This is a genomic window from Limnospira sp., assembly GCF_051859755.1.
GTDB classification, from domain to species: domain Bacteria; phylum Cyanobacteriota; class Cyanobacteriia; order Cyanobacteriales; family Microcoleaceae; genus Limnospira; species Limnospira fusiformis.
The window spans coordinates 1-23584 of the sequence record NZ_JBIMLI010000075.1; the positions used below are offsets into that span (position 1 = coordinate 1).

Annotated in this window: 26 protein-coding genes and 2 pseudogenes; 20 read left to right on the forward strand and 8 right to left on the reverse strand. The window is 43.6% G+C overall.

Translation table 11 applies throughout. From position 1 onward, the window contains the following. A pseudogene (locus ACTIE0_RS13965) lies at positions 1–128 on the reverse strand (photosystem II q(b) protein); the annotation flags it as partial. A 574-nt stretch (positions 129–702) separates the two neighbouring features. On the opposite strand from ACTIE0_RS13965, the gene ACTIE0_RS13970 reads away from it, so the two are divergent. Continuing rightward, positions 703–2877 carry a transporter substrate-binding domain-containing diguanylate cyclase gene (locus tag ACTIE0_RS13970; protein WP_006668915.1) on the forward strand — a complete coding sequence of 725 codons (2175 nt, stop codon included), beginning with the start codon at positions 703–705 and terminating at the stop codon, positions 2875–2877. A 142-nt stretch (positions 2878–3019) separates the two neighbouring features. Here the strand turns inward: ACTIE0_RS13970 and ACTIE0_RS13975 are convergent, their stop codons facing one another. Further along, positions 3020–3733 (reverse strand): Crp/Fnr family transcriptional regulator, encoded by a 714-nt coding sequence (locus ACTIE0_RS13975; RefSeq protein ID WP_006668914.1) that lies wholly within the window; start codon positions 3731–3733, stop codon positions 3020–3022. A gap of 436 nt (positions 3734–4169) precedes the next feature. Between ACTIE0_RS13975 and ACTIE0_RS13980 the strand changes: the two genes are divergently transcribed. From ACTIE0_RS13980 to ACTIE0_RS14015, 8 genes are all read left to right on the forward strand, one after another. Then, positions 4170–6476, forward strand: a complete 2307-nt coding sequence (locus ACTIE0_RS13980) for a nitric-oxide reductase large subunit (RefSeq protein ID WP_006621983.1) — start codon at positions 4170–4172, stop codon at positions 6474–6476. 95 nt (positions 6477–6571) lie between these two features. After that, positions 6572–6862 carry a group I truncated hemoglobin gene (locus ACTIE0_RS13985; RefSeq protein ID WP_006621982.1) on the forward strand — a complete coding sequence of 97 codons (291 nt, stop codon included), beginning with the start codon at positions 6572–6574 and terminating at the stop codon, positions 6860–6862. A gap of 159 nt (positions 6863–7021) precedes the next feature. After that, on the forward strand, positions 7022–7588 hold the full coding sequence (locus tag ACTIE0_RS13990; RefSeq protein ID WP_006621981.1) for a nitrate reductase subunit beta: 567 nt from the start codon (positions 7022–7024) through the stop codon (positions 7586–7588). A gap of 48 nt (positions 7589–7636) precedes the next feature. Continuing rightward, positions 7637–7969, forward strand: coding sequence for a 4Fe-4S dicluster domain-containing protein (locus tag ACTIE0_RS13995; RefSeq protein ID WP_006621979.1), 333 nt, complete (start codon positions 7637–7639; stop codon positions 7967–7969). A gap of 171 nt (positions 7970–8140) precedes the next feature. Further along, complete coding sequence (locus ACTIE0_RS14000) at positions 8141–8326, forward strand: nitrate reductase (RefSeq protein ID WP_228116637.1); 186 nt, start codon at positions 8141–8143, stop codon at positions 8324–8326. Next, positions 8323–8478, forward strand: a complete 156-nt coding sequence (locus tag ACTIE0_RS14005; protein ID WP_223064654.1) for a hypothetical protein — start codon at positions 8323–8325, stop codon at positions 8476–8478. Before ACTIE0_RS14000 ends, ACTIE0_RS14005 begins: the two co-directional genes overlap by 4 nt. A 143-nt stretch (positions 8479–8621) precedes the next feature. Further along, positions 8622–8795 (forward strand): nitrate reductase delta subunit, encoded by a 174-nt coding sequence (locus ACTIE0_RS14010; protein ID WP_006621977.1) that lies wholly within the window; start codon positions 8622–8624, stop codon positions 8793–8795. Positions 8796–9147: 352 nt separating this feature from the next. Then, positions 9148–9567 carry a respiratory nitrate reductase subunit gamma gene (locus ACTIE0_RS14015; RefSeq protein ID WP_006621976.1) on the forward strand — a complete coding sequence of 140 codons (420 nt, stop codon included), beginning with the start codon at positions 9148–9150 and terminating at the stop codon, positions 9565–9567. Positions 9568–9627: 60 nt separating this feature from the next. Here the strand turns inward: ACTIE0_RS14015 and ACTIE0_RS14020 are convergent, their stop codons facing one another. Next, complete coding sequence (locus ACTIE0_RS14020) at positions 9628–9894, reverse strand: hypothetical protein (RefSeq protein ID WP_008056628.1); 267 nt, start codon at positions 9892–9894, stop codon at positions 9628–9630. Positions 9895–9979: 85 nt separating this feature from the next. On the opposite strand from ACTIE0_RS14020, the pseudogene ACTIE0_RS14025 reads away from it, so the two are divergent. The 4 genes and pseudogenes from ACTIE0_RS14025 to ACTIE0_RS14040 all read left to right on the forward strand — a co-directional run. Next, positions 9980–10105: pseudogene (locus ACTIE0_RS14025) on the forward strand (hypothetical protein); the annotation flags it as partial. Between the two features lie 3 nt (positions 10106–10108). Further along, positions 10109–10411, forward strand: a complete 303-nt coding sequence (locus tag ACTIE0_RS14030; RefSeq protein WP_006621973.1) for a hypothetical protein — start codon at positions 10109–10111, stop codon at positions 10409–10411. A gap of 148 nt (positions 10412–10559) precedes the next feature. After that, positions 10560–10724, forward strand: coding sequence for a molybdopterin-dependent oxidoreductase (locus ACTIE0_RS14035; protein WP_006621972.1), 165 nt, complete (start codon positions 10560–10562; stop codon positions 10722–10724). Positions 10725–10881: 157 nt separating this feature from the next. Further along, positions 10882–11406: a molybdopterin-dependent oxidoreductase gene (locus ACTIE0_RS14040; RefSeq protein WP_006668909.1), complete on the forward strand. Its 525-nt coding sequence runs from the start codon at positions 10882–10884 to the stop codon at positions 11404–11406. On the opposite strand, the gene gcvT is transcribed toward ACTIE0_RS14040, so the two are convergent. Further along, positions 11407–12519 carry a glycine cleavage system aminomethyltransferase GcvT gene (gene gcvT, locus ACTIE0_RS14045; protein ID WP_006621970.1) on the reverse strand — a complete coding sequence of 371 codons (1113 nt, stop codon included), beginning with the start codon at positions 12517–12519 and terminating at the stop codon, positions 11407–11409. 290 nt (positions 12520–12809) lie between these two features. Here gcvT and ACTIE0_RS14050 point away from each other — a divergent pair, with 290 nt between their 5' ends. From ACTIE0_RS14050 to ACTIE0_RS14070, 5 genes are all read left to right on the forward strand, one after another. After that, the gene (locus ACTIE0_RS14050; RefSeq protein WP_006668908.1) at positions 12810–13679 is read left to right on the forward strand and encodes a PEP-CTERM sorting domain-containing protein; all 870 of its coding nucleotides are present in this window, start codon (positions 12810–12812) and stop codon (positions 13677–13679) included. A gap of 212 nt (positions 13680–13891) precedes the next feature. After that, complete coding sequence (locus tag ACTIE0_RS14055; protein WP_006668907.1) at positions 13892–15694, forward strand: sodium:solute symporter family protein; 1803 nt, start codon at positions 13892–13894, stop codon at positions 15692–15694. A gap of 81 nt (positions 15695–15775) precedes the next feature. Further along, on the forward strand, positions 15776–16063 hold the full coding sequence (locus ACTIE0_RS14060) for a small RNA NsiR4-regulated ssr1528 family protein (protein WP_006621964.1): 288 nt from the start codon (positions 15776–15778) through the stop codon (positions 16061–16063). A 131-nt stretch (positions 16064–16194) separates the two neighbouring features. Further along, positions 16195–17250, forward strand: coding sequence for an AAA family ATPase (locus ACTIE0_RS14065; protein WP_006668906.1), 1056 nt, complete (start codon positions 16195–16197; stop codon positions 17248–17250). A 2-nt stretch (positions 17251–17252) separates the two neighbouring features. Continuing rightward, positions 17253–17426: a hypothetical protein gene (locus ACTIE0_RS14070; protein WP_006621962.1), complete on the forward strand. Its 174-nt coding sequence runs from the start codon at positions 17253–17255 to the stop codon at positions 17424–17426. On the opposite strand, the gene ACTIE0_RS14075 is transcribed toward ACTIE0_RS14070, so the two are convergent. From ACTIE0_RS14075 to ACTIE0_RS14090, 4 genes are all read right to left on the reverse strand, one after another. After that, complete coding sequence (locus tag ACTIE0_RS14075) at positions 17392–19017, reverse strand: vWA domain-containing protein (RefSeq protein ID WP_006668905.1); 1626 nt, start codon at positions 19015–19017, stop codon at positions 17392–17394. The two genes, ACTIE0_RS14070 and ACTIE0_RS14075, sit on opposite strands and share 35 nt — an antisense overlap. A gap of 76 nt (positions 19018–19093) precedes the next feature. Beyond that, on the reverse strand, positions 19094–19681 hold the full coding sequence (locus tag ACTIE0_RS14080) for a deoxycytidylate deaminase (RefSeq protein ID WP_006621959.1): 588 nt from the start codon (positions 19679–19681) through the stop codon (positions 19094–19096). Continuing rightward, positions 19650–20084: a dUTP diphosphatase gene (gene dut, locus ACTIE0_RS14085; protein WP_006668904.1), complete on the reverse strand. Its 435-nt coding sequence runs from the start codon at positions 20082–20084 to the stop codon at positions 19650–19652. Before dut ends, ACTIE0_RS14080 begins: the two co-directional genes overlap by 32 nt. A 75-nt stretch (positions 20085–20159) precedes the next feature. Further along, the gene (locus tag ACTIE0_RS14090; protein WP_006668903.1) at positions 20160–21611 is read right to left on the reverse strand and encodes an FAD-dependent thymidylate synthase; all 1452 of its coding nucleotides are present in this window, start codon (positions 21609–21611) and stop codon (positions 20160–20162) included. 48 nt (positions 21612–21659) lie between these two features. On the opposite strand from ACTIE0_RS14090, the gene ACTIE0_RS14095 reads away from it, so the two are divergent. Both ACTIE0_RS14095 and ACTIE0_RS14100 read left to right on the forward strand, forming a co-directional pair. Beyond that, positions 21660–22232 carry an HD domain-containing protein gene (locus ACTIE0_RS14095; RefSeq protein WP_174447131.1) on the forward strand — a complete coding sequence of 191 codons (573 nt, stop codon included), beginning with the start codon at positions 21660–21662 and terminating at the stop codon, positions 22230–22232. A 22-nt stretch (positions 22233–22254) separates the two neighbouring features. Beyond that, positions 22255–23391 carry an ABC transporter ATP-binding protein gene (locus tag ACTIE0_RS14100; RefSeq protein WP_006621955.1) on the forward strand — a complete coding sequence of 379 codons (1137 nt, stop codon included), beginning with the start codon at positions 22255–22257 and terminating at the stop codon, positions 23389–23391. The last annotated feature ends 193 nt before the right edge of the window (positions 23392–23584 follow it).

Sequence of the window (23584 nt, forward strand, 5' to 3'; positions counted from 1 at the left end):
GTTAGTAGGGTAGGGATCATCAGAACACCGAACCAGCCTACATAAAGGCGGTTGTTGGTGGATGTTACCCAGCTACAGAACCGTTCCCAAGCGTTGGCGCTCTCGCGCTGCTGAATGGTAGTAGTCATGTTGGATACGATTGCTATATTGAATTTTCGAGGTACTTATCCGGCAGTTGTTTTTCTACCGTGTCTATAATATGACACACTCTATGAGGGTTTGTAAAGGGGTTGAGCCACATTTATTTTAATGGCTGTCATAACTAGGACTTATCATTAATTTAACCATAAGGAGTCAAACCCTGAGAATGCCTGTGGTATCAGGCGGCTATGGGCGGCTTGGGATATAATCATCATCAGCAACTGAGAAACACGAGAGACGGGGGAAGCGCAAATGTCAGTAACTCACTGCCAATACTTGCTCGAAAACGGGGAAGGAGACGGACTGGGAACCCCCCATGCCACCCACTGATTTCCAGTTACAGCCGAGAAGTCGCACTAAACATTACCCTCACTCTCAATCCCTCTCCCACCTGCGGAGAGGGACTTTCAAGGGGTATTGCATGATTACTGAAAGGGCTGTAAAAGACGATCGCACTAGAGAAAATTGATGGCATTGGTAATTTTACAAGCCACCAATCGTCTCAACTTCAGTAATCAAAAATGGCGGCTTATTATGGTAATGTAGCATTTATTTGGCAAAATGAAAGTGCCTTACCAATTCGATGGTCATCAATTCCTCTTATGCTTGTTAAGCCTAATCTTAACGTTACTGGTGTCTAGTAATCCGGGAGTTGCCCAACAAACGGGTGAGCGGTTAGTAGTTGAATTAACCCCAGCCGAACAAGCGTATATTCAGGCTAATCCAGTTATCCGAGTTCATGGGGAGTCGGATTGGCCGCCTTATAACTTTGTTAAGAATGGTAATCCTACAGGATTTAGCAATGAGTATATTAAGATGATCGCGGAAAAAGTGGGGCTGGAAGTTGAGTTGGTGGTGGGTCCAACTTGGTCGGAATGTATGACGATGTTGGCTCAGAAAGAAATTGATGTGGTCACTAATATGGTGATCACTCCAGATCGTCACAAATTCGCGCTCTATTCTGAGCAATATGTATTTGACTTGGTGAATTCTTTGTTAACGCGCAAAGATGGGGAAGATTATACTGAGATTAAACAGCTTAAAGGTAAAAATTTAGCGATTGTCAGAGGTTTCTTTTTCGAGGAAATATTAACCAAATACTATCCTGAGATTAACCTACTGTTGACTAACAACACATTGGATGCCATGAAGCAGGTGGAAGCGGGGAGAGCCGATGCCGCTTTAGAAAGCCATGCCACTTTTAACTATTATATTGAACGCTATTTTTTGACAGAGTTAATCAGTCGTCCTCTGATTAATCACCCTCATTTATCGAATGTACCTCAATATTTAGGCATCCGCAACGATCGCCCAATTTTGAAATCAATTTTAGACAAAGCTATGGCAGCGGTTTCGGAAGAAGACTATGCCAATCTCCTTCGCCGCTGGTATTTGGCTGCGGATACCGCCAGCTTTAATTTTACCAGAACAGAATTGGAATATTTACAAGATAAAGGTGAGATAAAAATGTGTGTTGACCCTAATTGGATGCCCCTAGATGCAATCATTGATGAGCAACATACGGGGATGAGTGCAGACTTCATGCAATTGTTGATAGACCGGATTGGCATCCCAATTACGCTGCTTAAAACTCAGACTTGGGTAGAAAGTATTGAGCAATTTAAACAGCGACAATGTGACATTCTCTCCCTAGCTGTGGCTACGCCAGATCGCCTAGAATATGCCAACTTTACGAGACCCCATCTTGAGTTACCTTTAGTGATTGCGACGCGAGAAAGGGAACCGTTTATTCCCGATATCAGGGATGTTCTTAATCACAAAATTGGCATGGTTAAAAGCTACGCTTTTGTAGAAATATTGCGGAACCAATACCCGGATATGCAAATTGTGGAGGTGGCTTCGATTGAGGATGGTTTACAGCAAGTAGAACATGGGCATTTGTTTGGCTATGTGGATGTTTTACCGACGACTTCATATACTATTCAGAAACGATTTCCTTCCCTTAAAATCGCGGGTCGATTTGATAAAATTTTGCCTTTGAGTATTGCGGTTCGTAATGATGAGCCGGAACTTCTGGCCATTTTTGAAAAAGCGATCGCTTCTATCGATGAAAAAGCCAGACAAGGCATCATCAACAATTGGATTTCTGTTCGATATGAACAAGGTGTCGATTATCGGGCTATTGGGCGATTTGTATTCATCGGGCTAGGGGTTTTAGCGATTGTTCTGTATCGCCAATATTTACTACAAACTTATAACCGCAAGCTGGAAAAAATCTCGGTTACGGATCCTTTGACAGGCTGCTTCAATCGCCTAAAAATTGAAAAATGCTTGCAGGAACAGGAGTCTCTTTTCCATCGAAACGGACAGAAATTTAGCGTGATTCTCTGTGATATCGATTACTTCAAAAAGATTAACGACACCTTTGGGCATCTCCCGGGAGATGCTGTATTAATCGAAATGGTGGCACTGTTCCATCAAAGACTGAGGAAAACAGATATTTTAGGGCGATGGGGTGGTGAAGAGTTTATCATCATCAGTCCCCAGACTGATTTATGGGGAGCGAAGGCTCTAGCTGAGGCACTACGTCAAGATTTAGCCAGTCACAAGTTTCCCACGGTTGGTTATCAAACGGCTAGTTTTGGGGTGGCTGAATTTCACAGCGGTAATTACTCCATCAGCCATCTAATCAGCCAGGTGGATGAAGCGTTGTACAAAGCCAAAGAAAGAGGTCGTAACTGTGCGATCGCCTATCAACAAAGGCAGGTCATGTAGTCAATGATCATCATCCTGGTGGGGGATGGATAAGTGGCTTTCTTTAGCAGTCGGTACAATATAGCACAGAACAGGCCATCAATAGCCAGAACCAAAATTAGTGGTTGAGCTATAAATGTATGTCACTGGTATTTAAAGGACTTTAATCAATCAATGACTGGCTGAATTCTTGTAAACCTTGATGGTTGAAAATCTGAATTTGCGAACCATTAACTGCAATTAAACCTTTTTGGCTCAATTTAGCAAATGCCCTTGATAGTGTGGCCGGAATAGTTCCTAATAAGGAGGCGAGTTCACCTTTATTTATATCGAGAGTAACCAGACGATCAGTCTCCCTACCAGAATTGATTTGTTGAAAATCGCGATTACTTAAATTTAACAAATAGGCTGCCAATCGCTGTGGGACATCTTGAAATGAGAGAGAATCAATTAAAGAGGTTAATTCTCGCAGATGTTGACAAAGACTGGTCAGTAGATTAACTGAGACAGTAGGAGATTGATGTAGTACCTTTAAAAAAAGTTCACGGGGAAAGAATACTAACTCTGTCGGTTCTAAAGCTGCCGCCGAATTCGGGAAAGGTTGACCATCTAAAGCAGGAACTTCGGCAAAGTAATCTCCGAGTTGGAAGATATGAACAATTTGCTCTTTACCATTGGCAGAAACTTTAAATACTTTAACCTTACCCATTTTCACAATGAAAAAAACTTCAGGGTTACCTTGATTAAAAACCATCTCAGATTTGGCAAAGTTTGGAATTTGAGCAATTGGTGTAAAAGGAATTACTTCTGATTCACTTAATCCAGAAAATAGCAATGTTTGAGACAACCAATTATTTAACAACAAGGGATCTATCATGAATAATTAATGATAATTTTAATCTTGAACAAAGTTGATGATATTTGCAATTATCAACATAGTTAATTTGTGAATTTAGACTAGGGAATAAGTGTGAGCATTATTTGATGAGATGATCTCAAGTATAATTGCCGAACTTTGAAGATGTTATCAATTATACCACATCTGTAGCAGAATTATACTATTTTGTGGAAATAAGTTACATGGTGTTAATTAATATATTTTATAATTATATAATTAATTAGGCATTAAAATATACTAGGACATCAACAGGAACATATAAGCCATAATACTTATTATTATCAAAAAATGGTTGAGTAATTGAGGATCACCAGCCACAATTTAAGAATTTCTACAGATGATTTTTGACTTAAGTCAAAGAAATTGATCCGGTTACCATCCTAAATTTAGCTTGACCGGAAGAAAACTTGACATCATGGCAAACCTAACATTAGATAGAGTGACGACTACAGGTGGTTCTTCCAGGCAATTTAGTCTTCCCACCTGGTTGGTGCTAATTTGCATTGTGACGTTCACTGTCCTCATCTCAGCGGGTGCAGCAATTTATAAAAATGCGCCTCCTATACCTGCAACAATTGTTTCTCCACAACAGGAGATGATTCTCAGCCAAGCTGAGATTCAACAGGGTCAAGAAACTTATTTAGCCCGTGGCGGACAGCACATTGGGAGTGTTTGGGGTCATGGGAGTTATCTGGCCCCTGACTGGACAGCAGATGTATTGCACCGTTGGGGATTAGCGACAGCGGGGGTTATTTATAACAGCAATCCTGTTTTTACCCAAGAGGATTTAGAATCGCTACCAGATATCGATCGCGCTACTTTACAAATTCAGGTAGAGAAACAATTTAAAACCAATCGATATGACCCAGAAACCAAGGCTTTAACCTTAACTGAAGCTCAAACCATTGGTTTACAAAAAGTCTTTGAAGACTATCAAACCTGGCTTTCTCAAGGGTCGGTTGTGCATTCTATTCCTAGTGGTTGGTTTACGGATAATACCCAAATCCACAACGTTACCGCATTCTTTGCTTGGACGGCTTGGGCAGCTTCAGCAAATCGTCCCAATGCGCCCTTTTCCTATACGGCGAATTTCCCCCATGATGATCTGATTGGCAACCAAGCCCCGCCTCAGTTTCTGATTTGGTCAATTGTATCAGTGATTGTGTTAATTGCAGCGATCGCCGTATTTCTGTTTATTTATCTCACCCAAGAAGACCCAGAAGAAGTCCAGGTAGTCACAGAACGTCCCAGTATTCGCCTTGCCACCCCTAGCCAAAAAGTGACCACCCTATTTTTTGGGGTCGCCATGGCTCTGTTTTTAGTGCAAATTCTCATGGGGATGGTGACAGCACACTATGCCGTAGAAGGGGATGGTTTTTATGGTGTACCGTTGCAACAGTATTTACCCTATGCAGCCTCTCGGACTTGGCACTTACAACTGGCTGTCTTTTGGATTGCCACTTGCTGGTTAGCAGCGGGACTCTATTTTGCACCCCGATTTGGCAAAAATGAACCACCAGGACAATCCTGGGGCAATGGAGCCTTACTAGGGGCTTTAACCGTGGTCGTTGTCGGTTCTCTGATTGGTGCTTGGGCGGGAGTACAAGGATTTTTAGGAGATAAAAGTTTTTGGTTTGGACACCAAGGCTACGAATATGTCGAACTCGGTCGCCTTTGGCAACTGCTACTAATTGGCGGTATGGTGTTTTGGCTGTGGTTAATGTACCGAGCCTTGAAACCAGCCTTAAAAGCAGAAGGAAGTAAAACCGGACTGAATCACTTTTTCCTATATAGTGCGATTACAATTCCCCTGTTTTATGCGTCGGGGTTAATGTACACCAACCATACCCCTTTGAGCATTGCAGAATATTGGCGTTGGTGGGTAGTTCACCTGTGGGTAGAGGGTTTTTTTGAAGTCTTTGCAACGGTTACAATCGCCTATTTATGCAGTGAACTTGGATTTCTTAAACGTTCTTCAGCCCTGCGAGCAACCTATCTGACTACCATTCTCTATCTCGGTAGTGGGGTAATTGGCACTCTACACCATCTGTATTTTTCGGGAACTCCAGTATTTATTACTGCAATGGGTGCTGTAGCTTCTGCTTTAGAGGTTGTTCCTTTAACCCTGATTGGTTTTGAAGTCGTTAAATCCATTCGACTCTCTCAAGAAGCCCAAGGATTTTATCGAGTTCCCCTCAAATTCTTGATCGGGACTTGCTTCTGGAATTTAGTAGGGGCTGGAGTATTTGGATTTTTGATTAATCCTCCCATTGTCCTCTACTACTCTCAGGGAATTAACACCACTCCCATTCATGCTCACTCGGCGTTATTTGGGGTCTATGGCTCTTTAGCCTTAGCCCTGATGCTATTTGCCTTACGGGAAATTACCCCAGATCATGCTGGGAATGAAAAACTATTTAATTTGTCATTCTGGGGCATTAATATCGGTCTGGTGATGATGATGGTATTTGGCTTAATTCCCAGTGGTTTTTATCAACTGGTGCAATCGGTCAATCATGGCACTTGGTACGCCCGCAGTGCTGAGGTGATTAATTCGTCTTGGATGCACTGGACTGTATGGCTAAGGATTCCTGGGGACATTGTTTTTAGCCTAGGTGCTTTACTAATGGTTCTGTGTGTGTTGCGTTCAATTATCGCAATTTTTCAACAACCCACCCAACCTCAACCTGATGCACCCTTAACTGCTGACTATCCTATGTAACCATGATGTATAAAAGATTGAGATTTTCCCTCAAACTTATTTTCTGATGAAGCAACGAAAAACCGATGCTAATGTACACATTCACCAGGTAAAAGATGGCGACTTTATTTGAAAAACTGGGCGGTAAGGATGCGGTTGACCTGGCTGTTGATAAGTTTTATGAGCGGGTTTTAAATGACGATCGCATCAAGCATTTCTTTGTTAATACGGATATGAAAAAACAGCGATCGCACCAGAAAGCCTTTCTCACCTATGCCTTTGGTGGCAGCGATAAATATGATGGGCGCTATATGCGGGAAGCCCATAAAGCCTTAGTCGAAGAACAAGGTCTAAGCAGCGAACATTTTGATGCAGTAGCAGAAGACCTAATGGAAACCCTAAAATAAATGGGAGTTCCTGATGACTTATTAGCAGAAGTTGCCGCTGTAGCCGCGGCCCCGCAGCATAAAAAAGAAGTGCTGAACCAGTAAGTCAAAAAAACTAGCCTTTTCCTTTATCCGGGAAAGGCTGGCTTCCCTCTAATCCTCAAAAAAGGAGCAAAAGCCATGAATATTCGCGCTCAAATTTCCATGATGTTTCATCTGGACAAGTGCATTGGTTGCCATACCTGTAGCGTTTCCTGTAAAAATATTTGGACCGATCGCCAAGGCCCCGAATATATGTGGTGGAATAACGTAGAAACCAAACCAGGAACAGGTTATCCTACCCAATGGGAAAATCAAGAACAGTATCAAGGAGGCTGGAAAAAACCAGAAGGTAAGGAAAAAATCGAGTTACCTTCCACCAACAAAGTTAAAGGTTTAGCTAATATTTTTCATCAACCCTACTTACCTACTATTGATGATTATTATGAACCTTGGACTTACAAATATGAAGACTTATTTAACGCCCCAGCTAGTGACGATCAACCCACCGCTAAACCCATTTCGCTAATCACTGGAGACGAAATCGATATCAAGGCAGGTCCCAACTGGGATGATGACCTCGGTGGTTCCCCAATTTACGCCAGCAACGACCCCAACCTAGAGGCAATTAGCGAACAAGATCGGCAAACCTTATTTGAAATCGATCGCCTTTTTTTCTTCTATCTTCCTATCTGGTGCATTATATAAACGGGGAGAAGATGGCATGGTTTTAGTCAATCAAAATGTCTGTCGGGGTTGGCGTTTTGGAGTCACCGCCTGTCCCTAAAAAAAGTTTATTATAACTGGAAATCAGGCAAATCAGAGAAATATATCCTCTGTTTCCCCCGCTTAGAAACGGGTCAACCCCCCGCTTGTTTCCATTCCTGTGTCGGACGCATTCGCTATCTGGGAGTTCTGCTTTATGATGGCGATCGCATTCAAGAAATCGCCTCCTGTGATGAATCAGAATTAGTCACAAAACAACGGGAATTAATCCAAAATCCATTCGCTCCCGAAGTCATTGCCCAAGCCGAAAAAGATGGGGTTAATACTTCAGTCATTGAAGCCGCCCAAAAATCCCCAGTTTAGAAATTCGTCAAAGAATGGAAACTGGCTTTACCTCTGCATCCAGAATTTCGCACCTTACCCATGTTATTCTACGTTCCGCCTTTGCTTCCGGTATTAGGACGGGTAGACAACGGCACCTATAACACCAATAGCGACAACTTTTTTGGCAACTTATAACAGGCTAGAATCCCCATTGAATACTTAGCCAAAATGTTGACAGCCGGAAATAAAGACTTAATTAAAGAAACCTACCGCAAGTTGATTTCTGTACGATTATCTAAACGGTTGCAAGAAGTTGGAGATTTAGATGCTGACAAAGTGCAAGAAGCAATTTCCCAAGCCGGTTTAACCCCTGAAGCGAAGAAATCTATCGCTTGACTTCTCTGGCAACCTGGGACGAACGATTTCTCATTCCTTCCATGCACAGGGAATATGCCATTTCTATGATTGAAGATACTCAACTGCATAAGGGAGAAGTTGGAGTTGGTTTCAGCACCAGAGCAGCGAGAGGACTGTCAACCAATTATTAACACTATAACATCAGTATTTCCTGAGAAATTTTCTCCCAGACTCTCTCAGCAAATACATCACTAAATAAGCCAAATCATCAGCATGAATTCATGGGCGAAAGGAAGGAAACCAGAAAACACACCTCACTGCCCAGCTTGATTGTGTGACACAGACTTATCCGAATGTTGAGCCATTTTTAGCAGATTTTGTTCAGTTTTTGCAAAATACCCCCACCCCCAACCTAGAAGAAATTTACACCAGCACCTTTGATCTGAATCCAACTTGTTACCCATATCTGGGATATCAACTGTTTGGAGATGGCTATCAACGGGGATAATTCTTGGTTAAATTAAAAGAAAAATACCAGGAACATAACTTTATTGATAACAGTCCATAATTGCCGAATCATTTAACCATTTTCCGGGAATTCTTGGGTTAGTTAAAACCAGATATCAACTAACTCAACAATTAATTAATGATGGGTTAGTCCCCGCGTTAGAAAAAATTAAAGCAGGGTTTAAAGAGCAGAAGCCCTACGGTCAGCTTTCAGAGAGTTTACTGATGATTGTTCAGCAAACTTTAAACCCCGTCACTGAGGTCACTTATTGGGATTACTCATTCCCCAGTCGGTCTGAGCTTGGAATGGCGTACCTTGGCGGTTATATGTCCTATAAGGAACGGGTTTATCCTTGGCATTTTTAACCTTTTTTGGTTTAATCATGTTAATGATTCGCCGAGCATTTCCACCGAGAATTAGGGCGATTACTTCGGTGATGGATGTTGTCCTATTAGTCGGGTTATTTGTGCAAGTTGTTGCCGGAATTTGGACAGCAATATTCTATGGTTGGGGGTCATCCTGGTATGCAGGGGCAGCAGTTCCTTATCTGTGGTCAGTTTTGCAATTTAACCCCAATATTTCCCTAGTCGAAAATTTACCTTTGATGGTAAAAGTTCATATAGTGGGAGCTTTCTCATTGGTGGGATTATTCCCCTTTACTCGGTTAGTTCACTTCCTGTCTTTACCGATTCAATATATCTGGCGATCGCCCCAAGTAGTAGTTGGGAATCAGTCCGTCGGTGCCGTGACTCACTCCGAAAGCAAACTTTAACCAAAAATCCCCTAAAAACAGGAGACTTAAAACTATGTCTCAAGCTAATTCCCATCAAATTCAAGCCCAACAAAACCTCTGGTTAGCCACTCTTGGCTTTGCCGTTTCCTTTGCTTGTTGGGGAATTGAGCCTGTGCCTTGTTGCTCAATATGACCTTTTTGCGTAGTGGCACCATAAACACGCTCACGAATAATTTGCTGATGTATTCTGAAAAAATCAGGGAAATTACAAGGAGTAGCATTCATGTTAAATAAATTTATTAAAGTTTTCCTCATCTCTGCTGTTATCTTTGGGCTGGCAATATTGAACCATACACCCGCAGCCATAGCCGCCGAAAATGGTCAAGTTTGATTTGAACAATCCTGTGGGGGATGTCATACTTTAGATGGCACGGGGAAAGGATTTGCTCCCGACTTACAAGGAGTCACAGAAAACCGCGATCGCCAATGGTTAATTAATTGGATTGCCGAACCGGATAAACTGATCCAAAATGGCGATCCTCTCGCCCAAGAAATTCTCGCCAAATATAATGGCGTTCCCATGCCCAATATAGGATTAACTCTCGAACAAAGCGAAGCAATTGTTGACTATCTGGCTGGAGGAAATCAACACTTTACGGAAGCAAAAAAAGCCGCCCTATTAGCATTTTTTGAACAGCAAAATGCGGTGGTCAATGAACCCGCAGCTACGGAGATTTTTTGCACTTCCTTAACCCCTAGTTGGCAATTAGTATTAATGGCTTTAGGAGGTTGCTTAATCTTACTGATTCTGAGTAATTTAACTTGGCGCGATCGCTTTACCGGAGTTCGCAACAAATTAGTCGAAAAATCAATGCAGCATTAAACCCAACCCACTAACTCTGAGTGATATTTGGGCATAAATTCGGAAAAAAAACGAACCCTGGACTTCTATTATGAATAACCCCTAAAAACGCCGGGAATATCAACAAGCGAGAGGGAAAGGTGGTTTTCGTCGCAGTAGTTGGGATTAAGTGTTAGAAATTATTAGCGCATCCATCACTCATACTGTTAAAAAAGAAGGAGCCGATCGCATCATTAGATTTTCTCCAATTCCCGCCCTGTCTATGTTGAGTTATGCAGTGGGTTCGCGATTTTTGCAACTTTTAGGACTGGTACAATTATCATGGAGAAATTGACCCCTTATTAACCATACTGGAGAATGGCGATCGCCATTTATCGGTCACCTTTACCGACTTCTCCGATAACGAATCAACTTGCCAACGGGAAGTCCCCGTCAAATATCTAGAAACCGCCAATGGCAGCCTAACAGTCACCACCATTTATGACCTATTAATGGCGCAATTTGGAGTTACTCGAGGCTTAGGGGGAGACTATCCCGAAAACTATGACGATGAAACCAAACCTTATACCCCCGCATGGCAAGAAAAATTCACAGGAATTGACCGACAAACCGTGATTCAACTAGCCCGTGAATGGGCAGCAAATGCCGAAATTACCGAAGGCAAATCCAGCATTATTATTGGTGCCGGGATTAACCATTGGTATCACAATAATCTCATGTATTGTGCCGCTATTGTCGGCTTAATTCTCTGTGGCTGTGTCGGTCGTAATGGGGGAGGATTAAATCACTATGTGGGACCAGAAAAATTAGCCCCTAATTCTTCTGGGAGTACCCTAGCCTTTGCCTTAGACTGGCAAAAACCACCGCGATTACAAAATACGCCCAATTTCCACTATGTTCATTCCGGTCAATGGCGCTATGAACGGACTCTATTTGAAAGTGTGAATCGGGAGGATCTGCGATCGCTTATCATGAAGAAACCCCCAGGATTTAATCTTCTGGTTAGGGGTCAATAACTACCGATGTGGGGAACGATAGAAGGGACGTTTAACAACCGTTGCGGGGTAGATTTGATTACGGATTTCTACTTCTACTTGGCTGCCGATTTTGGCTAATTCTACGGGAACATAGGCTAAGGCGATCGCCTTTCCCAGGGTAGGCGACATCGTGCCGCTGGTAATTTCTCCCACCACTTCGCCGCCAGCCTTCACAGAATAACCGTGGCGGGCAATATATCGGCCCTGCATTTCTAGCCCCACTAACCGCCTCGATAAACCCCCGGATTTTTGCGCTTCTAGGGACTCACGACCGATAAAGTCCCCCTTCTCATCCCAATGGATTAACCAGCCTAAACCAGCCTCTAAAGGGGTGCTATGGGTATCAATATCTTGCCCATACAAAGCCATTGCCGCTTCTAAACGCAGGGTATCTCTAGCCCCCAAACCACAGGGCGTGGCTCCCACTTCTATTAACTCCCGAAATAGATTTACTCCGGTGTCGGGATTTACCATGACTTCAAACCCATCCTCTCCCGTGTATCCAGTCCGGGCGATAAATGCAGGTTTTCCGAAAAGGGTAGTTTCTATATGTCCAAAATTGGCAACTGCTGATAAGTCCGCTTCTACTAGGGATCCAAGGACAGCTTCCGCTTGGGGTCCCTGGACTGCAATTAATACCTGGCTGCGAGATAGGTCTTCTAGGGCGACTCCGGTTCCTTCCAAATGGGCGACCACCCAAGCCTTATCTCTGGACTTGGTGGCTGCATTAACAATCATCATTCCCCGCTGGTTTCCCGTGGCTGGGTCTAAGCCTTGGTAGTAAAAAATCACATCATCCAATATGCCGCCACTGCCATTTAATAGGACTGTATATTGGGCTTGACCGGGTTGCAGACGACTGAGACTAGAGGGAAATAGGGGTTCGAGGGCATTGATTAGCTGTTCACCTTCGAGGTAAAATTTGCCCATGTGGGAGATGTCAAATAGTCCCACTTGCGATCGCACTGCTTGATGTTCTTGGGTAATACCGGAATACTGAACCGCCATTTCCCAGCCCGAAAAGGGAACCATCCTGCCTTTGAGTTCAACGGATAGGTCATACAGAGGGGTGCGAGTCAGGGTTGGTTTCATTGCCGGAGTCCACGGTAATGGGATAAGGATCTATTTTAAAGCAAACTTTCACAACTGCGATCGCCTCCCTGGAAACTCTCCATGGTGGACCTGGGCGGTAGGGATGCCACAATTTCCATGAAATCATCCGTATTTTCACGCAATTAAATCGGCAAGTAATTTCCCTAATCAAAATGTTTCATCTTTACAGAAACTTTACAGTAATTCCCCTCACTGCGGTAGCAATCTTTATATAAAACCAGTTATTTTGAAAATGCAAAGGATGAAGAAAAGTTAGCGGGGCTTGAGTTATGAAATCTAATTATGCTAAAACATTAATCGGAAGTGCGATCGCCGCCACCTGCATGATCGCAGCTACTGCTACCACCGCCACTGCTGGACAGTTTCACAATGGCTGGAACTATGCAATTGATGCCATTGGCGACGGTTCCGGTGGTGCCCAATATGATATCTACGGTATGGCAACCATGCAAACCTCCGATACTATATGGGTTGCCTTAACAGGCGGTACACCATTGGCGGGAGTTAACACTATAGATGCCACAAGTGGTGTAATTGGTTGGGGTGACTTGTTCTTCAATTTCACCGGAGATGATTTCCTAACCGCCAGCCAAAATAACGCTCTCTTTGGTGTGCGTTTTGCCGAAACTAATGATTCTGGTGCATCCGAGTTAGGTGTTTATAGCAATGTTCGCGCAAAAAGTGTGACTAGCATTAACAACGGATACAAAAGCCTGCAACACTACTACGACTATGGATTTTATCGCCCGAACACCATGGGTACTGACATCGCTACCATACAGGAGGCTTACGACTATTTCGGTCGAACAACTTCTATCGATAACGTGATCGCATCTGGTAACTTGGTTGGTGGCATTAATATGCACTCCCAACAGGAATTGTTAAATGCTGGCTTAGATTTTGGTAACTTTAACCGAGCGGGAACCCATACCTTTGGTTTCAGCTTCAGTAAGTCTTTGATTGGCAGTGGTGACTATTTAGCCAGCCTATTCCTAGAATGTGGTAATGATGGTGTAGCCTTGGCGGGAAATATTTTACCTCCTCCTGCGTCTGTCCCGGAACCCGGTACTCTTGCTGGTTTAGCTTTGCTGGGTGTGACTTTCATGGGTAGCAAAGTCCGCAAGGGTCAAAAAGCCTAATCAACGTCAAAATTAAATGGAGTGCGATCGCCATTGCAGCCCCTCGCCCTTTTTGGGAGAGGGGTTTGACGTGAGAAGTCTCAGATCAGATTTAGTCGATCGCATCGGGTTCATTTTCAGGTAAGGTTTGTAGAACAGCGATCGCTTTCTCCAGTAACTCCGCGATGGCTAACCGATATTTTGCCTTGTTCACTGAGATTCACTGAAAATTCATGCACCCGATTGATTGGCTGATTGTCCTAGTTTACCTAATCTTGACCATGGCGATGGGACTCTACCTGTCGCGGAAAGGGTCGAAAAGTTTGGCGGATTTCTTTGTTTCTGGTCGATCGCTTCCCTGGTGGTTAGCTGGTATCAGTATGGCTGCTACTACCTTTTCCATCGATACCCCCCTCTATATTACCGGGGTTGTGGCTAACCGGGGAATTGCCGGAAACTGGGAATGGTGGACCTTTGGCATCTCCCACGTGATTATGATCTACATTTTTGCCAAAATGTGGCGGCGATCGGAAGTTCTCACGGATGCGGAATTGACAGAATTACGCTATGGCGGTGATATGGGCGCAATTTTGCGGGGGGTGAAGGCGTTTATTTTTGCCGTCCCCATGAATTGTATTGCGATCGGTTATGCCATGTTAGCCATGGTTAAGGTGGTTGATGCTTTGGAAATTTGGCAAAGTTTGGGTATTGAGGCGGGAGACAATAACCTTAAACTTTTTAGTGTGGTTGGGGTCAGTATTTTTGTCTTGATTTATGCCGGTTTGGCGGGACTTTGGGGAGTCGTAGCCACCGACTTTTTCCAGTTTTTTCTGGCATTATTTGGGGCGATAATTGTGGCATATTTTGCCCTGGGAAGTGTCGGGGGGATTCACTCCCTGGTTGAACAGGTGCCGATCGCTTATCCTGACCAAGATATTTTGTCTCTACTTCCCGTTAATTTTGGTGGCGGCGAGGGTTGGATTAGTTTTAGTAAAACGGCGGGAATTACCGCTAGTACATTTTTCGCTTATATCTTTCTTCAGTGGTGGTCTTGGCGACGCAGTGACGGCGGCGGGGAATTTGTCCAACGATTTGCAGCCGCCAAAAATGAAGCCGACGCAGAAAAGGCGGCTTGGACTTTTAATATTATGCACTATGTGATCAGAACCTGGCCTTGGATTTTGGTGGCTTTGGCTTCTGTGGTGCTGTATCCTGATTTAGCCGATAAGGAATTAGGCTATCCTAAGTTAATGTTAGATTTCCTCCCCGTGGGAATTTTGGGGATGGTGGTTGCGTCCTTATTAGCCGCGTTTATGAGTACGGTTTCCACCTCCATTAATTGGGGTGCATCGTTTATTACCAATGACCTCTATTTGCGGTTTGTCAAGCCGACAGCCACTCAAACTGAGTTGGTATTGGTGGGTAGGTTATCGTCTGTTTTAGTCACGGTTTTAGGGGCGATCGCTGCCTTTTTAGCCACGGATGTAGCCACAGTTTTTCGCCTGGTAATTGCCATTGGTACCGGGTCGGGTTTAGTATTAATATTGCGGTGGTTTTGGTGGCGGGTAAATGCGGCGGCGGAATTAAGTGCGATCGTCGGTAGTTTCTTGGTGGGAATGGTCACGAGTCTTTCCCCTTGGTTCAAAATTGAAGACTTTGGTTGGCGGATAATTTTTATCACCATTAGCGTGACTTGTTTATGGGTGATTGTCTTAGTATTAACTCCCCCAGAGTCCGAAACCACCCTAGAAACATTTTATCAAAAAGTGCGACCAGGAGGACCCGGTTGGAGTCGGGAAAGGATGAAAACTGGTTTATTTCCCGCCCAGGATTTAGGCTTAGATTTACAACGGGTTTTAGCCTCTATATTTTTATTGCTGGGGTTACTATTAGCGACGGGAGGATTTCTACTTCTCCAACAGGCGATCGCATGGATATCACTAATTGTGGCGGTTATAGGTGGTGTCTGGTTGCGACATTTATCAAGGCTGAGAATTGAACCGACACCCAGACCGGGATTAGATGATCCCATCTAAACTGAGGGCTAGTAATGGTGTGATACGCCTACAAATGGCTGCTATAATAATGCTGGTCAAACATGGCAGTTATAATTTATCATGAGTGCAAATTCTACTAACACCGGAGCCGACGCTATTGATGTGGCGATCGCCCAAGGACTGGATTTTGATGGGAGTCCCATTCCCCCAGAAAAGCTAGAACTATATCATAAAGTGATGGCTTTGGAAGGACAGCGCCAACGCAGTGGGGTTAGTAATACTATGCGATCGCGCATCGTCCGCATTGGAGCGAAACATATCGCCCAGTCGGAACTAAACCAGATGCTAGAAGCCGCAGGTTTTGCACCCCTAAAAGATAAAGAAATCGAGTTTTATTATAACAAATAACCCTCGGGTTTGCTGGCGGCTCATTTCTAATCGCCATGGCTTGACCATTAAATATCTGGTTGGGCTATGGCGATATTAACTCAATCTTTAATTATGCCATATTCCAGAACTTTTGTGAATGGGTAAAACCGATGAAAATTGAATCGATTAACTTGCAGTATTTTAAAAAATTTCGGCACCTGGAGTTGGATTTTACGGACTCGGAAACCGGATTAGCAAAAGATTTGATTGTTTTAATCGGAATGAATGGTGCTGGCAAAACCAGCATTTTACAAGCTATAGCAGCCACTTTAGGGATGGCAACGGGTCGGATCCATCACTTTCATGACTTAAAATGGCTGGGATTTAACTATGAATTATTAGGGAGTAATTGGGGAAAGTTTGAGCCAGGGGTTGCCGTAAAAGTTCAATTTTCATCTCAGGAAATTAAGGCGATTCAAGAGTTTTATCAAAATCTGGAAGGCTCTGGTTATTCTCATGCTCCGGCTCAAGAAAATGTGGTAACTATTAAATGGCGAGATGGACGAGTTCAGGCTGAGACAGCGGCTGAACTTTTCCAATTTAAGGGTAGAGAATATGCCAAAAAATTGGTACGTTCCCACGGATTTAATGTCTTCGAGCGAGTGGGTACAGTGCTGTGGTACACAGAACAAAGAACTTCAACTAGCTTGACTACTGAAGATCCAGATAAAACAGTTGAAATTACCGATGATATTCTGCGCGATCGTTTATCTAAGTGGCGACAGTTTCATCAAGATATTAAATCGGGTAAAATCAAAAATTTACGACCCGGACAAAGAGATTTATATGGGGATCTCGAACGTGCTTATCAAGCTATTTTTCCCGAACGGAGTTTTGATGGTCCTGTGCTACGAGAGGGAGTAGATGACATTTTAAGTGAGCCTTGGTTTTACCTGTATGATAGTAAGAATCAGTACGAAATTTCGGAAATGTCGGGAGGAGAGCGATCGACTTTTCCCATATTGGTAGATTTTGCTAGTTGGAATATTCATAATTCAGTGATTTTAATTGATGAAATTGAACTGCATTTACATCCGCCTATGCAACAAGCATTACTGAGATCTTTGCCGAAACTTGGGAAAAACAATCAATTTATAATTACTACTCATTCGGATTATATAGAGCAGCTAGTCCCCGATGCAAATATTATCAGATTCGAGATATAGTTATGAGTGTAATTAGTGGTGGAAAAACTATTTTTTGCGAGGGGAAGGAAAGCAGCTTAGATTATCGTTTCCTTAATCGATTAGTTGAGGATATATCAGGCGATCGCCTTTTAATTGACAATCGCCTAAACTGCTGCGAGGTTAACGTTGGGGAGTCCTTTTTACTAACTGGATAAATTCGGATCGATAGCCGTGTAAATCAACACCTTTGGATGATTCTGCTAATTGTAAGACTTGTGGAAAACTGGAATTTCCGCGATAGGGGGAGTTTCTTAACAGCATCCCAAACTCAGCCACAGCCGCCGCAAATCGGAAGTTATCCGAGGTTTGATTCAGGGGAAGACTACGGTTAATTATGGGCTGTTCAAGTAACCGTGATTCTGTTTCCGTTGGGGGTTTATAACGGATTTTCAACCTCATTAATTCATTGCTATTATAGGCTTCTGAACTGACGACATTTTGCTGATAAGTTAACTGATCCACCGCCGGTAAATTTACATCTGATTCTACACCAACGGGGATAATTTCATAAAGGGCTGTTACGGAATGTCCCGCCCCAATTTCTCCCGCATCTTTGGTATCATCATGAAAGTCCTGATTTTCCAGGCGGCGATTTTCATAGCCAATTAACCGATAGGCTTGAACTTGGGCGGGGTTAAACTCTACTTGAATTTTCACATCTTTAGCAATGGTAAATAGGGTTCCGGTTAATTCGGTAGACATCACTTTTTTGGCTTCCATTAGGTTGTCTATATAGGCATAGTTACCATTGCCATGATTCGATAGTTTCTCCATTTTGGAGTCTTTATAATTCCCCATACCGAAGCCTAACACGGTTAAATAAATACCGCGATCGCGATAAGATTCAATCAGCCGCACCAATTCCGCATCACTGGATACACCCACATTAAAATCGCCATCAGTAGCCAGAATTACCCGATTATTTTTGCCTTCACTTAGCATCCTGGTAGCTAACTCATAGGCTAATTTAATACCTTCACCGCCAGCGGTTGAACCTTGGGCTTGTAAGCCATCTATGGCGGCGATAATTTTCTGTTTTTCATTACCAGGGGTAGGAGGTAAAACCACACCAGCCGCCCCCGCATAAACAGCGATCGCCACCGTATCCTGTTCGGTGAGTTGGTCAACTAATAACTTAAATCCTTCCTTCAATAGGGGTAGTCTATTGGGCTGATTCATGGAACCAGATACATCCAATAAAAATACCAAATTACTAGGGGGTAATTCCTCGATCGCTAAAGTTTTACCCTGTAACCCAATATGAACTAATTGATGTTGCGGGCTCCAAGGGGCTGAGGATACTTCTGTGGTAATTGAAAAAGGTTCTTCGGCTTGGGGTTGAGGATAATCGTAGGAAAAATAATTAATCAATTCCTCAATTCGGACTGCATCAATGGGCGGACGTTGACGCTGGTTAATAAAGCGGCGTACATTACTATAGGATGCTGTATCAACATCAATCGAGAAGGTAGACAGGGGATTAGCTGCTACTAATTGAAAGTTATTTTCGGCAATTAAATCATAGGTTTCTGTGTTGGGAATTTCGGCATCCAATTCCAGCGGTATTGGTGACGGTGTGGCTGGTGTTAAGCCTGCATCTAAATAAGTTTCCCCTACGCGAGGGGTAGCTAACTCCCGTGGAGGAGACTGTAAGGACCTATTATAGGCATCATCACAGGAGGCAATTAGCAATACTGGTATCAAGCTAATTCCGACTAGCCAAGGTGAAGATTTGCGAGTAATCATTTTGCTGTCATCCTCACTAATTATTAGAGGTTGATAATCAGGCTTAAACCAGCATTATCTGGGGAATCATCACCAGTCAAGGACGAGGTACAGAAGTAGGATTTAGGAGAAACATGGCTCCTTGTTGAGCGATTTCCTGAGATAGATAGATTTGTTTAATGCTGACTAAACCTTCTTTAACGAACATATCCCGCAGCATAGCTTTTTCCCCACTATTAAAAACCTTCTCATAGTAGACTTCCTTAATCCCTGTAGAAATAATCAATTTCAGGCAATAGATACAGGGTTCTAGGGTGACATAAATACTGGCACCAGCGCAGCAAATACCATGTTTGGCGGCTTGAGCGATCGCATTAGCTTCAGCATGAACCGCCCGCGAAGGTAGGGTTTGACTAGCATCACAACTACTAAGTCCAGGATAACAGAAACCCTGGGTAGTACAGTGAACCGAACCGGAGGGGGAACCATTATAACCGGTTGCGAGAATTTGCCTATCTTTGACAATTACCGCCCCCACTGGGAAAGCCAAACAGGTTGATCGGGTGGCTGCTAGTTTAGCAAACATCAAAAAATACTCATCCCAGGTAGGTCTGATGGGGGGTTGGTAATTGGGCGCGATATCTTCCATAACATTAAACCCCGAAACCTGTCGATCCAAATCCATTATAACCCCTAAAGGTTGAATTGAGTTGTTCTACGGCTTCAACTTCGACCCGTACAATTGGCGAGATGACCATCTGGGCGATTTTCATGCCTATTTCTACTTTAAATGAGGTGGTGCCATGATTAATCAAGATCACGCCAATTTCTCCCCGATATCCGCCGTCAATGGTTCCGGGACTATTTAAGACTGTGATTTGGTGTTTGAGGGCTAAACCGCTGCGAGGACGAACCTGGGCTTCGGTGTTGGGGGGAAGGGCGATCGCAATTCCGGTGCGGACTAAATGACTTTTACCAGGGGGGATTTCTATATTTTCCACTGAGAATAAATCCAGCCCGGCATCATCTTCATGGGCATATTTGGGCAAAATGGCTGATGGTTTTAGTTGCTGAACTTCGAGTTTCATGATAGCTATATTTTCCAAGAGTTTAACCCCTAAGTATTGGGGCTGATTGTTGACCAGTTTACTTGACCGGATAACTTAGGGAGCGAGTCGGCTTTTACCGAGGCGATTTTTTTGATACCATTGGGCAATGGCTGGAGTCCATTCTTGTAGATGGGGCCACATCAAATCACAGAGTTTTTGGATTTCTAGTTGAGCGTCTTTTTTATAGCGTAAATCCAGAAAATGTAGAAGCGATCGCAGATTGAAACTCACGACAAAATGCTGTCGGTAGTCAAAGGGAATTTTACCCCTAGCGTGTTCTTCTGACAAACCATTATCTAAATCGGCTTTATAGCGTTTAGCTGCTTCTAAACACCAGTCCAAATCAGCTTGTCGCTGTTGGGGGGAATAATAGTATTTTTTTCCTTGGCGGTCTGTGTAGTCTCCTACTGGACGCAAATAAAAGATATCTTCCAAGTCTTTTTTGTTTTCGGCAAGTTCAAGGATCTGATTTCCCGTATACCGATAAGAATTGTGAACCACAATCCCATTAGCCACGAAATTATGCCAGGGTCCGTCAACCTCCAGATCATAAGTCATTTGTTTTCCAATATATTCGATTTGAGTGACTTTGACCGGATGTGCTTTTAAACTTTTAACTTCTCCTCTGGGTTGGTAAAACTTAGCCAATTGCAGATTTTGATTGGGCTGATTCAATTGTGCAACTTCCCCCAGCCGAGGATTTTCCCGAAGATTCAAACCTTGATTAATCTGGTCATCACAGCAATTTTTATGGGTATAAATAGCATCATTTGTCCAAACTCCATTACACATCAACTGACAATTTTGGGTGGTCGCCAAAACTTCGTGATTTTCGTCAACTATCAAACCCAAAGCATCGCCCATGGTCTGCCAACCTGCACTGGTTAAGAGACGGTGATTGATGGTACAATTTAGGGTTTTTCCATCCGCAAGGGTCAGCCGATAGACGGGTTGCAAACCACTACACATCACATTATTGACATGACCGATTTGGAAAGTTCCGGTTTCCTCATTCAGAACCCGCAGGGACATTTTCTGAATCCGTTTCTTGCCATCGCGACGGTATTCTCCCGGGGGTTCGCCGTTGCGACCGATAATTTGGCGAGTCCGAATCGCTTTTTCTCCATTTTCCCAAACATCATATAAATCGGCAATTTTGATTTTTCTCAAACTGCCACTGGCTTGAATAAAGGTGACTTCTGTATCACCATCTAAACATTGGACATCGAAGGAAATTCCCACGCGATGAGTACGTGCTTGCTGCATCACACTATGGGGAAAATAGCCACAGTTAAATGTGATGCTAGGATGTTCTAAGGGGCCGTAGTGTCCACGCTCCCCTGCTAGTAGACGCTTAACAATTATCTCCCCCGCTTCCAATTCTGACGGCCAATGGCTTCTACCATCAAAAACAAACTTGTCTGTATAGTCCTGGTGCATCGCTGCATAAATTACCTGTTGCGGGTTGTGGGTTTTAGCGATGACTTCAACTCGGAACCGATCCATTATGATTAAAAAAAACGCCTCTATCTATTAAACCCTAGAATGGCAACTATGCAGTTATCAAAACGATTTACCCAGGCTGTGACCTACGCGACGGAATTACACGCTAATCAGGTTCGCAAGGGGTCTGGGGTTCCTTATGTGGCGCATTTGTTGGGGGTGGCGAGTTTGGCCCTAGAATATGGGGCCGATGAGGATGAAGCGATCGCCGCCTTACTTCATGATGCGATCGAAGACCAAGGGGGAGTGAAGACGGAAAAAGAAATCCGGCGTAAATTTGGCGATCGGGTCACGGAAATTGTGAAAGGCTGTACAGATAACCATCAGACCCCATTACCACCTTGGCGGGAACGTAAACAGGCTTATATTGCACATATTCCCACGGCTTCGGCTTCTGTGCAGTTAGTGTCTGCTTGCGACAAACTTCACAACGCCCGTTCGATTTTAAAAGATTATCGAGAAATTGGAGAGCAATTATGGGATCGCTTTAGTGGCAAGCGGGACGGTACGCTGTGGTATTATCGATCATTAATAACTGCTTTTCGTGCTGGGGGACTAACGCCCTTGGTAGATGAATTAGATCGGGTGGTTTCAGAACTTGAACGGCTAGTTAAAGCAAATTAAACCCTAATTTACTGGAAAGCTAATGGCAACTGTTCGTTTGGAAAATATTACCCGTAGTTATGATAGCGCTACGGCGATTGAGGGGATTAGCCTAAATATTCCTGATGGTCAGTTTTGGGTGTTGGTAGGACCTTCGGGCTGCGGTAAATCAACGATTTTGCGGACAATTGCGGGTTTAGAAAAAGCTACCAGTGGCGATATTTATATAGGCGATCGCTTAGTTAATGACATTATGGCACGCGATCGCAATGTGGCTATGGTATTTCAGAATTACGCCCTCTATCCGCATTTGACGGTCGCAGAAAACCTGGCTTTTGGTTTAAAAATGCGGGGGACTGATAGCACTAAGATAGAACAACGGATTCAGGAAGTAGCGCGATCGCTATCTATTGAACATCTGTTAAGCCGCAAACCTAAACAATTGTCGGGGGGTCAACAGCAACGGGTGGCTTTAGGTAGGGCGATCGCCAGGGAACCTGATGTGTTCCTTTTAGATGAACCTCTATCTAATTTAGACGCACAATTACGAGACGATACACGCGCGGAACTGAAGCAACTTCACCAGCGCCTAGGAATTACCACAATTTATGTGACTCATGATCAGGTTGAGGCTATGACCTTAGCCGATCGGATTGTGATTTTAGAACAAGGTCGTATCCAACAGGTCGGGACTCCTCAACAGGTTTACAGTAAGCCTGCTAATAGGATGGTTGCCACTTTTTTGGGTAATCCTCCCATGAATATTATCCCGGCTACCTATGGTAATAGTTTATTTTGGGTGGGTAGTCAATCGGTGGCTTGTCCGATGGTTATTCGGGAGAAAATACACCCCCAGGAAGGACAGAGATTTGAGTTAGGAATTAGACCGGAACATTTACAATTAAACCTCAGCGAGTCGGAGACTGATCCGGTTGAAAAAGATGTTTGGGCTTTGGATAAAGTCCCTCTGGAATTAGAAGTTAGTGTGGTTGAACCCCTAGGACGGGAAACTTTAGTGAGGGCTACCTGGCCATCAAATGACCCGAAAACTGTACAGGGAAACATATTACAATTGATGGCTTCCCCCAGTGTGCGTGTGCGTCCTGGCGATCGCATTCCAGTTACCCTAGATTTAAACTATTTAATGATTTTTGACCCGGCTACTGGGAAAGTTTTATAATCAATCATCATCGGTGGCTCGCAGACCAGAGGCGATCGACCTCCAATTGTCGTTGCTATAATGGTTAAATATCAACCACTATCAACCCCACGGAGGAATTTTTTATGGATACTCAGAAAATTCTCAACAATCCTGAATCGAATCGGGAAGCTAATCAGGTTTCGATTCAAGAACAATTCCATCAAGAAATTGA